This window comes from Parabacteroides bouchesdurhonensis, assembly GCF_900186615.1.
GTDB lineage: Bacteria > Bacteroidota > Bacteroidia > Bacteroidales > Tannerellaceae > Parabacteroides > Parabacteroides bouchesdurhonensis.
Genome location: NZ_LT896588.1, coordinates 401,815 through 413,690 on the forward strand (window position 1 = coordinate 401,815; position 11,876 = coordinate 413,690).

Annotated in this window: 8 protein-coding genes; 7 read left to right on the forward strand and 1 reads right to left on the reverse strand. The window is 37.7% G+C overall.

The window, feature by feature from the left end; all coding sequences use genetic code 11:
- Nucleotides 1–15 precede the first annotated feature (15 nt).
- The 3 genes from argC to C1721_RS01855 all read left to right on the forward strand — a co-directional run bounded on the left by argC (nt 16) and on the right by C1721_RS01855 (nt 2,919).
- Complete coding sequence (argC, locus tag C1721_RS01845) at nt 16–984, forward strand: N-acetyl-gamma-glutamyl-phosphate reductase (protein ID WP_102406632.1); 969 nt, start codon at nt 16–18, stop codon at nt 982–984.
- Nucleotides 985–1,041: 57 nt separating this feature from the next.
- Nucleotides 1,042–2,169 (forward strand): aspartate aminotransferase family protein, encoded by a 1,128-nt coding sequence (locus tag C1721_RS01850; protein WP_102406634.1) that lies wholly within the window; start codon nt 1,042–1,044, stop codon nt 2,167–2,169.
- Between the two features lie 147 nt (nt 2,170–2,316).
- The gene (locus C1721_RS01855) at nt 2,317–2,919 is read left to right on the forward strand and encodes a copper resistance protein NlpE N-terminal domain-containing protein (protein WP_102406637.1); all 603 of its coding nucleotides are present in this window, start codon (nt 2,317–2,319) and stop codon (nt 2,917–2,919) included.
- A gap of 87 nt (nt 2,920–3,006) precedes the next feature.
- Here the strand turns inward: C1721_RS01855 and C1721_RS01860 are convergent, their stop codons facing one another.
- A complete protein-coding gene (locus C1721_RS01860; RefSeq protein WP_102406639.1) occupies nt 3,007–4,194 on the reverse strand; it encodes a C1 family peptidase in 1,188 nt (395 codons plus the stop codon).
- 110 nt (nt 4,195–4,304) lie between these two features.
- On the opposite strand from C1721_RS01860, the gene proC reads away from it, so the two are divergent.
- The 4 genes from proC (at nt 4,305) to C1721_RS01880 (ending at nt 11,870) form a co-directional block, all read left to right on the forward strand.
- Nucleotides 4,305–5,108, forward strand: a complete 804-nt coding sequence (proC, locus tag C1721_RS01865; protein ID WP_102406642.1) for a pyrroline-5-carboxylate reductase — start codon at nt 4,305–4,307, stop codon at nt 5,106–5,108.
- 331 nt (nt 5,109–5,439) lie between these two features.
- Nucleotides 5,440–8,565: a SusC/RagA family TonB-linked outer membrane protein gene (locus tag C1721_RS01870; RefSeq protein ID WP_102406644.1), complete on the forward strand. Its 3,126-nt coding sequence runs from the start codon at nt 5,440–5,442 to the stop codon at nt 8,563–8,565.
- A gap of 99 nt (nt 8,566–8,664) precedes the next feature.
- On the forward strand, nt 8,665–10,200 hold the full coding sequence (locus tag C1721_RS01875; RefSeq protein ID WP_234347253.1) for a SusD/RagB family nutrient-binding outer membrane lipoprotein: 1,536 nt from the start codon (nt 8,665–8,667) through the stop codon (nt 10,198–10,200).
- Nucleotides 10,201–10,664: 464 nt separating this feature from the next.
- On the forward strand, nt 10,665–11,870 hold the full coding sequence (locus C1721_RS01880; RefSeq protein ID WP_102406650.1) for an ROK family transcriptional regulator: 1,206 nt from the start codon (nt 10,665–10,667) through the stop codon (nt 11,868–11,870).
- Nucleotides 11,871–11,876: the final 6 nt, after the last annotated feature.

Here is an 11,876-nt window from a genome sequence, read left to right on the forward strand (position 1 = left end):
ATTCAGATATTATTTATGATTAAAATTGGAATTATAGGTGGAGCAGGTTATACGGCAGGTGAATTAATTCGTCTGCTTATTAACCATCCTGACGCCGAGATTGTATTTGTAAACAGTACCAGTAACGCAGGAAACCTGATTACCGACGTACACAGCGGTCTTTACGGTGAAACGAACATGCGCTTTACCGGTGAACTTCCGTTAGACAGCATCGACCTTCTTTTCTTCTGTACTGCCCATGGAGACACAAAGAAGTTTATGGAAAGCCACACTGTGCCGGAAAGTGTAAAAATTATAGATCTCAGCATGGATTATCGCATCGAAAGTGATGAACACGATTTCGTGTATGGATTGCCGGAGCTGAATCGCCGCCGTATCTGTAATGCAAAGCATATTGCAAATCCCGGTTGTTTTGCCACCTGTATCCAATTAGGAATACTGCCGTTAGCTAAACACTTAATGTTGAATTCCGAGTTACATGTAAATGCGATCACAGGTTCTACAGGAGCTGGCGTAAAACCTTCGGCAACGTCTCATTTTAGCTGGCGTAACGATAATATATCTATTTATAAACCTTTCACCCATCAGCATCTGGCTGAAATAGGACAAAGTTTAAGACAATTGCAAAACAGCTTCAACAGTTCAATTAACTTTATTCCGGTACGAGGTAATTTCTCCCGCGGAATATTTGCTACCACATATATGGATTGCAAGATTGAGCTGGATGAAATCAGACGCATTTATGAAGAGTATTATGACGACCATTCGTTCACCTTTCTGACAGACAAGAATCCGGATTTGAAACAGGTAGTCAATACAAACAAATGCCTTATCTATTTGCAGAAGCACGAAGAAAAGCTGCTTATTGTTTCTATGATAGATAACTTACTAAAAGGAGCCAGCGGACAGGCTGTTCATAATATGAACTTGCTGTTCGGACTAGAAGAAACTGTAGGTTTGCATCTGAAGCCTTCGGCATTTTAATAATTTGAAATCTTCATTAGCGTATTCGCTGATTGTTTCATTAACACATTATTTATTATGAACTTATTTGACGTATATCCATTATTCAACATAGAGATAACGAAAGGCAAAGGATGCCACGTATGGGATACAGAAGGGAATGAATATCTTGACCTGTATGGTGGGCATGCCGTTATATCAGTTGGGCACAGTCACCCGGCGTATGTAAAAGCTATTACGGAACAAGTAAACAAACTGGGATTCTATTCAAACTCCGTAATCAACAGTTTACAGCAAAAACTTGCCGACAAATTAGGCAAAGCCTGTGGATATGAAGATTATTCGTTATTCTTGATAAACTCGGGAGCAGAAGCAAATGAGAATGCTTTAAAACTGGCTTCTTTCCACAATGGAAAGAAGCGTGTATTAGCATTCAAACATGCTTTTCACGGACGGACATCTGCTGCTGTCCGGGTAACTGATAACCCCAAAATAATTGCTCCGGTAAATGAAGATTTAGCTGTGACTTATCTTCCACTCAACGACATTGAAGCAGTAAAAGCCGAACTGGAAAAAGGAGACGTCTCATCTGTAATTATTGAGGGAATCCAGGGTGTAGGCGGCATTCAACTGCCTAATGATAAATTCATGCAGGATTTACGTACATTATGTACCAAATACGAAGCATGTCTTATCTTAGACGAAATACAATCCGGTTACGGACGTAGCGGGAAGTTTTTCGCCCATCAATATGCCGGTATTAAACCGGATTTAATCACTGTAGCAAAAGGTATCGGAAACGGTTTTCCAATGAGTGGATTGATTATAAGCCCTATGTTTAAACCCGTTTACGGAATGTTAGGAACAACATTCGGTGGTAACCATTTAGCTTGCGCGGCAGCTATTGCCGTATTGGATATCATGGAAGATGAAAAGTTAATTGATAACGCGGCTAAAGTTGGAGCTTATCTATTAAGTGAACTGCATATGTTACCCGGAATCAAAGAAGTTCGCGGACGCGGATTAATGATTGGTATCGAATTCGAAGAATCTATCAAAGAAGTCCGCGGTAAACTGTTATTTGAAGAAAAAGTATTTACAGGTGTAGCGGGAACAAATACAATCCGTTTGCTCCCACCTCTCTGCCTTAGCATGGATGAGGCTGCAGATTTTATGAAACGCTTCAAAAAAGTACTAAAAGCTTAATTCGTTCTTAATTTATATTATTGAGCCGCTTCCTGAATTTTCAGGAGGCGGCTTTTTGCATAATAGTTAAATTTATTTCTCTGTAAAACAAAATATAGGGGAACATTTGTTATATCCCCAAACGTCACTAATAAAAACACAAACAAAATGAAAAAGTATTTTATCGCAATTGCAGCCTTGGGACTTTTGGCTGCTTGTAGTGGAAAACAATCCCAAAAGAATGTTCCTGTAGAAGTAGAGGAAGAAAGCATAACCGTAGCTGAGGCTGTGCCTGTAGAGGCAGCTCCGATTATTCCTTCTATGAAAGAAAAAACAGCGAAACCGATCAATATGCGTGACTCTTTAAAAACTGATCCGAAAAAAGGAGCTGTAATACAAAAGAAGTACAAAGGTAAAGTTAAAGCCGCTAAAAGCGATGCCAAAAGCAGTACTGCCAAAGCCGCTCCGGAAGTTGATTACGACCTGACAATGTATTATCAACAAGATGACACCAACAATGGCGTATATGAAATGGACGCGATTTATTTACAGGAAGATAACGGACAAAACAAAACATATACATCGACAGGTAAACGAGAAGTAAAGAAAGGCACTCCTAAAGATGCCAACGCAACTGTTTATGCTCTTATCCCGAGTGACGGCAGTGATATAATTTACTTTTTAGTAGATGGAAACACTCTTGTTTTGCTTGATGAAGAACTTCAACCGTTAAGCGGTGATATTAGTTATGTACTAACAGAAGTACAATAATTTAAAGCAGCACATCTTTGTATATATAGAAAAGAGGCACTTCTCTACATAGAGAGAAGGCCTCTTTTCATGTTTATATAAGCTTGTTTATTTAATACCTAACTTCGCTTTTATAGCATTAGGAATGGCATCTTTATGAACAATGATATTCATTGTTTTATATTTCACAAATGCTTCCGAAGCATACCAAACTCCTTTATAATTATTATCTGTTCCCCAAGAATTCTTAACCATGTAAAATTTCTTTCCGTTTTGATCTTTGGCAATGCCATAAATCTGCATGCCATGATCGTCTGTTGTCTGATAATTATCATAAGCAATTTGACGCATATCCTGAGTAATGTCTAACTCCTTGCACGGTTTATTCAGCATCTTTTTGATTTCTTCATCCTTTTCCTTTTTACTTAAACCTAACCAATGATCTTGATCCGAGCCACTACGTTCCATTGATTCTATGTCGGGAACAACAGCTATACCGTTGCGGGTAAAACCTTTTTCACTAACATCCGAACCCCATGCTATTGTATAACCGGTATTAATTGCATTATCAAAAACCTGCATTAACTCATCAATAGGTAAATTATAGGAATCAGACCAACGCCAGTTATCTTCCACTTCAATAGGAAACGTAGTATAAAACGGATGATGCGTATAAGAAGTCAATGACACATAATCATCAGGATTCAAACCCAACTCCTTAGCAAAACTCATTGGTGTATAATCTTTTCCTTTATAAGTAAATGTTTCAGGAAGCTCACCAAGATAAGCATCAATAATACCATCAAAGCCTTTTTTCCAAGCTGTAGACAATTTTCCATTCGGATTCTTTATCAATGTACTTAAATATGCAGTAGCAACCTGTTCCATTTCACTATGAGCGTGCATGTCTTCACCATATTGCAAACCGGTCATCACTTCCTCCGGGACAACGCCATAGTTTTTCCATGCGTATAAAACATCATAAAAAGAACCACCTTGCGCAAAGTTCAGTTTCCCGTGAAGTCTTACATATTTATCTGCTTTATCTTTATAAGAATGGTTTACAATATACATTTCGGATAAATCATATTCTCCTTTACCCATACGAAGCAATTCTGACTCCAAGAATCCCAACGTAGAAAAACACCAGCATGTTCCTGTACGATTTTGATTTTTAACCGAAGTAATTTTCAATTCTTTAACCGGAGTGAAAACATAATCTCCCTGTGTTTCCTGCGCACCCACCGTTGTAAGTGAACATGCCAATAATAAACTGGCGGCGATAAGTCTCTTCATATTCTTATTATTAATTATTAAATTAGCAATTAGTCATTTGCCTGCAAATGTAATAGATTTATTTTATATACATTTGTACAAAACATGATTATTAATTAAATAACTAACAAATGAAAATAACAATCATCGGCTCCGGAAACATGGGAGGAGCTATTGCCCGCGGTCTGGCCCAAAGCCCTGTATTCAAAGCATCCGATATAACTTGCACGGCTCATTCGGAAGAAACATTAACTAGAATGCGAATGGCTAATCCAGATTTTATCCTGTCCCATAATAACATTGAATCTGTTCAAGGCAGAGACATTGTAGTTATTGCAGTTAAGCCATGGAAAGTTGAAACGATTATAAACGAAATAAAACCGGTGTTAGATTACAATAAACAAATTATCGTATCCGTTGCAGCCGGTATTACTTTTGAACAATTAAATACATTTCTTGCAAAAGAAACTGATTCTAAAAAAATGATTCATCCTGCCATTTTCCGGGCAATACCAAATACAGCTATAGAAATATGTAGCAGTATGACATTCGTTTCCGCATATAATAGTTCCCAAGAACAAACAGACGTAATTCTTAACATTTTTAATGAACTTGGCAATACTTTATTAATAGAAGAACGATTAATGACAGCCGGAACAGCACTAGCTTCCTGTGGTATTGCTTTTGCTTTTCGTTATATTCGCGCAGCTATAGAAGGAGGTGTAGAATTAGGTTTTTATCCAAAACAGGCACAAGAAATAGTTGCATATACAGTAAAAGGGGCAGTAGATTTATTACTTAAAAACAAAAGCAACCCCGAAGTAGAAATTGACAAAGTGACTACTCCCGGAGGTATAACCATTAAAGGATTAAACGAAATGGAACTATCCGGCTTTACACCTGCTATCATAAAAGGGTTAAAAGCCTGCAAATAGAAACTTTACTCCTGTTTGATAAATAATGTTTATTCATCAAACAGGAAATAAATTTACCTTCCTCATTTATCAAATAGAAAACCACATTGAATAACAAGCATATAAAAATTCCATTTTTCGACAAAGTGTTAAAAATTCACCCGTAAACAAAAATTTAACATTAAAAAGCACATTTTTATTTTCCAAACATCTTATATTCGCTGCGTCGTTTATTAAAATATTTAACGAATGCCGTTGCCAAAAACTAAAGATTTGGTCAACAACAAAAGGAAAAAAATCACAGCATACTACAAAGTATGCCAATTTATCCACTTTATAAAAATAACCTTGTATGAGTAGAAATGTCAGACAAAGGAAAAAGCTCGTTCAAACAGCAATCATTCTCGGGCTTTTATCCGGCATTGGAACAATTAATGCTGATGCCGTTGTTCCTTCAGAGGGAATCACAATTTCACAACAGAAAGAAATTGTTGTAAAAGGAACAGTTAAAGACAAAACTGGAGAAACCATCCCAGGAGCGAACATTGTAGTGAAAGGAACAAATGCAGGTACTACCACCGATTATGATGGTAACTTTTCATTACAAGTTCCGGCAAACGCCATCCTCGAAGTATCTTTTATCGGATACAAAACAGCTGATGTAGCAGTAAACAATCAAAACAACATTAATGTTGTTTTGTCTTCAACAGTTGAAGAACTCGACGAAGTAGTAGTAACTGCTTTAGGTATTAGACGCGAAAAGAAAGCGCTAGGTTATGCTATGCAGGAAATCAAAACTGAAAGCATGGCCGAAATTCGTTCGGAAAGTGTAGCAAACATGCTACAAGGTAAAGTTGCAGGTGTACAAATCTCCCAATCTGCAACAGGTGTCGGAGGTTCTACCCGTGTTGTATTACGTGGTACGACATCTTTAAGTGGTAATAACCAACCATTATGGGTTGTCGATGGTATGCCTATTAGCGACAATCAAACAGACAAAGCCGGCCAATGGGGTGGTATTGACTACTCTGGCGCTGCTGCCGAAATTAACCCTGAAGACATCGAAAGCATTTCTGTATTGAAAGGTGCCAACGCCGCTGCAATGTACGGTTCTCGTGCACAAAACGGTGTTATTATCGTAACAACTAAAAAAGGAAAATCCGGAAAATTACAATTAGAATATAACGGAAATATCCATTTTAGTAAAGCATACGACTCTTATGAATATCAAAACATCTATGGGCAAGGTTCAGGTGGCACTTTTACTGTAGGTGCTACAGAAAGTTGGGGTCCTAAAATGACCGGGCAGATGATTGATAACTGGCGTGGCGCAAATGGTATCTACAAAGACAGCCGCTACGACACTCAGTACGCTTTCCTTCCTCAAGATAATTACGTTGAAGAATTTTATCGTACCGGTGTTAATTACACAAATACTTTAACTGCATCTGGAGGTTCTGATAACCTAACCTCTCGATTTTCTTTCTCCGATTCAAGGAATCAGGGTATTACCCCTAATCATTCTTTGAACAAACAATACTATGATTTAAGTAGTGAATTCAAAAGTAAATATTTAGACATTAACGCAAAAATTAACTTCATGCGCCAAAAAGGTAACAACCGTCCTGCATTAGGAGAATATGGTATCATGAAATCGTTAATTACATTGCCACGCGGTATTCGTTTATCTGATTTGAGAAACCCTGTAGGGCTAGACGGATACACGGTTAACTGGACCGGACAAAGTAATGAGTTCAGAAATCCATTTACCGACACAATGACTGAGAATGGAAATCAAGATGAACGTAATCGTCTTATCGGAAAAGTCCAATTGACAGGTAAAATAACTGATTATTTAAGAGTTACCGGACGTGTTGGTATTGACTGGTATCATGATCAAATCAGAAATTACGGATCATATACACAAACCTACACTTCAACATCTTATTCTCACACAATGGCAACCAACCAAGAGTTCAATGCCGATTTGATGTTGAATTTTGACAAACAATTTGGAGACTTCTCTGTTATTGCTAATTTAGGAACTGCTACAACAAGTTTCAAATGGAATAATGTAAGTGGTTCATCCGGTTATTTCAGTATTCCTCATTTGATAGCATTGGGCAACGGTAACAACCAAACTACATCTGAAGGATATTCAAAAAAACGCGTAAACTCAATTTTAGGAAACGCAACTATCGGTTGGAAGAGCCGTATCTATTTAGATGTAACAGCTCGTAACGACTGGTCTTCCACATTGCCATCCAACAACTGGTCTTATTTCTATCCATCTGTCAGCTTATCTGGTATCTTGTCAGAAATGATTAAATTGCCGGAACAAATCACTTATTGGAAGATTCGCGGATCATTTGCAAAAGTTGGTAACGATACCAATCCATACAGATTATTAAGCGTATACACTCTGGATAAGACCAATGGTGACATTTTGAATGCTACTGCATCTACCACATTCCCATTGACAAATTTGAAACCGGAAGATACCCGCTCATATGAAGTAGGTACCGAATATCGTATGTTCAACGGACGTTTAGGACTTGATTTCACATACTATAATGCAAATACAATCAATCAGATTTTAACAGTTAAAGTTCCTATTTCTTCAGGATATTCATCTAAATTAATCAATGCCGGTAAAATGAAGAGTTACGGTTTGGAAGTATCTCTAACCGGCACTCCGATCCAAACAAAAGATTGGACATGGGATGTTACCTTAAACTGGGGATTAAACCGTACAGAATGTGTTGAACTGGATCCTAATTTGAAACGATTCGTTATTGGTGAAACTCGTATCGGTAAAGTTGTTGTTGATGAAGGTGGCCGTTATGGTGATATCGTAGGTATAGGCTATAAACGTGATGCAAACGGACGTGTTTTAATAGGTGATAATGGTTTACCTATTACAGAATCTGAAAAAGTATTAGGAAACATGACTCCTGATTGGACAGGTTCATTCAGCACATCTTTACGTTGGAAGAACTTATCATTAAACGCATTGATTGACGTTCGCTGCGGTGGTGATTTGATATCAACAACAGACTTGTATGCTTCTTCAGCAGGTGCATCAAAACGCACTTTAGCTGGCCGTGAAGAGGGCATGGTCGTTAATGGTATCGTTGAATCCACAGGACAAGAAAATACCAAAACAGTATCAGCCCAGTCTTACTGGTCCGCTATCGGAGGTGCTTACGGTGTGGCTGAAGAATTTATGTATGACGCTTCTTATGTGAAATTCCGTGAATTATCAATCGGTTACACATTACCTAAAGCATGGTTGAAAGATCTGCCTATCCAAAGTGTAAAACTGTCTGCCGTAGGTCGTGATTTGTTCTATATATTCAAAAACGCACCGGTTACTCCGGAAGCATCATTCTCTCGTGAAGATTATGCACAAGCATTTGAATATGCAGCATTACCTTCAACTCGTTCATTTGGTTTTACACTTAATGTTAAATTCTAATTTCACTGATTTATTATGAAAATGTTCAAACAAAAAATAACATTAGTCCTTGCCCTAGTTACTGGCGCTTTAACAAGTTGTACTGGTAACTTCGAGGAGATGAATGTAAATCCCAAACAACCAGTGGCTGTAAGTCCGGCTCTGCTTTTGCCGAAGATGGAAGAATACGGTTTCAATTGTCGTTCATGGGAATATCAGGTAGGTGAAAACTTACATGCAAATCAGTATGCGCAATACATTGCTTGCTCCACAACATCATTCAATACGGATCGTTACGCATGGAGAGACAGTTGGGTAACAGACGGATACTGGAAACCTTTTTACTTGTATTATGCTAACAACCTATATACAGTAAAGAACTCGCTAGAAGCCAATCCTCAATACAGCAACATGTATCAGGTAATGCGTATTTTAGGAGCAATGGTTGCTTCAAGAACTACTGATGTATTTGGTGACATTCCTTATTTTGAAGCAGGCCAGGGAACTTTATCTCCTGCCTACGACAGTCAGAAAGACATCTATTATGATTTGTTCAAAGAGCTGGATGAAGCTATTGCCAGCTTGAAAGCAAATAAGAATGATGCAACACAAAGCGCTTACGGAACATCGGATATCATCTATGGTGGTGATCTGGATAAATGGATCAAATTAGGAAACTCTGTCCGTTTGCGCCTTGCTATGCGTATCTCTTTTGTTGATGCAGAAAAAGCAAAATTAGAAGGAGAAAAAGCGCTTAAGGAAAGTTTGATAGACAGTAATGACGACACTGCAGGTATTAAGCAAGATACAAGAAGCAACGGCCACTCTCTTTGGGTTATCAGCTTCTGGAATGAATTCCGTGTCAGCAAAACAATAATAGACAAGATGCTGTATGAAAGTAGTGTAGAAGACCCACGTTTGCCTTTACACTTCAGTCAGACAGAAGCATATGTTAATGGAACTTCTGATGTAAGATGGAGAGGTCTGCCTAATGGTCTGCCTACAAATATGATAAATAATGCCGACCAATACCCGGATTATACCCCATCAAATATTTCTTGTATTTGGGGATATAACTCTTGCGGTAACTGGAATTCTAATCCTAAAGGCTCTGGTGTTCCCGCTCCTAATTCATATTATGCGCAAGTAACTAAGCCATTCATTATTTTTAATTATGCAGAAGTTTGTTTCTTGAAAGCAGAAGCTGCTATTCGCGGATGGGCTGGCGCCGGTGATGCAAAAGCCAACTATGAAGCAGGTATCCGTGCGTCATTCAGTGAAGCAAGAGAAAATGCAGATCCAACGGTTTACACAACTGACAATGATGATGCATATATCAATGGAGGTAATGTAAAATGGGACGAAAGTCTGGATTTTGAAGGAAAGTTGAAAAAAATCATCACTCAAAAATGGATCGGTATATATCCAAATGGTGTTGAAGCATGGTCAGAATTCCGTCGTACAGGTTATCCAGATTTTACGCCGGTTGTAGAAAGTGAACTAAGTATCCTTCCACAAGGAACATTTATCAAAAAACTTCGTTATCTTGATGACGAGTTAACAATGAATGAAAATGCAAAAAATCCGAACCTGAACCAAGGTAAAGGCGACGGACAAAACGTTAGAGTATGGTGGGATACGGGTAGATATAAATAATCACTTCTCACATATTTAAATTATATAAAGGGGCTGTCTGACACAAGTTGAAGACAGTCCCTTTACTAATTCAGAAAGATCAATCATTCAGTACCCTGATGGATTTACAACCGGATCCTTCAGTTTTTCGTCACTCATAATCAGTTATTAATGACTAATACTGAATGGTTGAACAGTCTAATATATGTTAATTGAAAGACAATAGCTTTGATTCATTTTCAAAAGAGCTAACCTTTGAACATAAAAGTCCCGTCTTAACATTTCAAAAGAGCAGACCTTTGAAGTGTTAAGACGGGACTTCTTTATGCAAAAGATATATCCTTTTTATAGAAGCTTCCATACCTGCATAGGAAAATATTATTTCCATAAAATTATATTCGAAAATATTAAAAAGAAAGAAAAATATCCTAACTTTGGCAACATAGGACAGGAATACAAAAACTTTGATCTAAATTAATTATATTATGGCTACAAATTTTTCTTTTACAGACTGCAGCTCCAAAAACGCAACTTTGAAAAAACGGATCATACAATACCTTATTATATCCTGCAATTCTTCAATTGCCGATATTGCAAAAGAAATGGAATTAAGTGTCCCGACTGTCACCAAACTAGTCATGGAGTTACTGGAAGATGGCTACATTCTTGATTCAGGAAAACAAAACACAAACGGAGGACGGAAGCCTAATATATATGGACTAAACCCGGAATCCGGTTACTTTGTAGGTGTAGATGTACAAAGAAAACGCGTTTTACTTGCCACTATAGATTTCAATGGTAAACTTATTGATCAGAATGAGACTGTTCCCTATGTTCTGGAAAATACGCCCGAAGCTTTAGAACAATTATGCTCTATTATAGAAACATATATAAATAATTTGCCTATTGAAAGAAACAAGATCTTACAGGTTGGTGTCAATATGAGCGGACGCATTAACTCTATATCCGGATATTCATATAGTTTCTTTTATTTTAGCGAACGTCCACTTTCTCAGATCATTGAAGACTACATCCAGATTCCCGTAAATCTGGAGAATGATTCGAGAGCAATGATGTACGGGGAATACATGGCAGGGAGTGTGAAAGGTGAAAAAGATATATTATTCATTAATATAAATTGGGGACTCGGCGCGGGAATCATTACCGACGGGAAATTATATTATGGAAAATCCGGATTTTCCGGAGAATTTGGTCATATAAGTGCCTTCGACAATGAAATTATTTGTCGATGCGGAAAAAAGGGATGCCTGGAAACCGAAGCTTCCGGATACGCTATCCAAAGAATATTGTTAGAACGCCATGCACAGGGAAGTACAACAATACTATCCGATAAAATAAAAGAAACCGGAGATATAACATTAAACGATTTTGTAGACGCCGTACTCAAAGAAGATATATTGGCTATTGAAATTTTAGAATATGTAGGACATAATCTCGGACGATGGATTGCCGGATTAATCAATATATTTAATCCTGAACTGGTTATTTTAGGCGGTCCTATCTCTCAGACACAAGACTATATCCGCCTTCCAATCAAGAGTGCCATTCGTAAGTATTCTTTAAACCTAGTTAACCAAGATACTAATTTAATAATTTCAAAATTAGGGGAGCGGGCCGGATTAATTGGCGCTTGTTTCCTTTCCAGAGGAAAGGTTCTTGATATGTTGTAAAAAATA

Excerpts from the sequence above, each read along its gene's own strand:
- argC (WP_102406632.1), top strand. The coding sequence starts at position 16 with ATGATTAAAATTGGAATTATAGGTGGAGCAGGTTATACGGCAGGTGAA.
- C1721_RS01850 (WP_102406634.1), top strand. The coding sequence starts at position 1,042 with ATGAACTTATTTGACGTATATCCATTATTCAACATAGAGATAACGAAA.
- C1721_RS01855 (WP_102406637.1), top strand. The coding sequence starts at position 2,317 with ATGAAAAAGTATTTTATCGCAATTGCAGCCTTGGGACTTTTGGCTGCT.
- C1721_RS01860 (WP_102406639.1), bottom strand. The coding sequence starts at position 4,194 with ATGAAGAGACTTATCGCCGCCAGTTTATTATTGGCATGTTCACTTACA.
- proC (WP_102406642.1), top strand. The coding sequence starts at position 4,305 with ATGAAAATAACAATCATCGGCTCCGGAAACATGGGAGGAGCTATTGCC.
- C1721_RS01870 (WP_102406644.1), top strand. The coding sequence starts at position 5,440 with ATGAGTAGAAATGTCAGACAAAGGAAAAAGCTCGTTCAAACAGCAATC.
- C1721_RS01875 (WP_234347253.1), top strand. The coding sequence starts at position 8,665 with ATGAATGTAAATCCCAAACAACCAGTGGCTGTAAGTCCGGCTCTGCTT.
- C1721_RS01880 (WP_102406650.1), top strand. The coding sequence starts at position 10,665 with ATGGCTACAAATTTTTCTTTTACAGACTGCAGCTCCAAAAACGCAACT.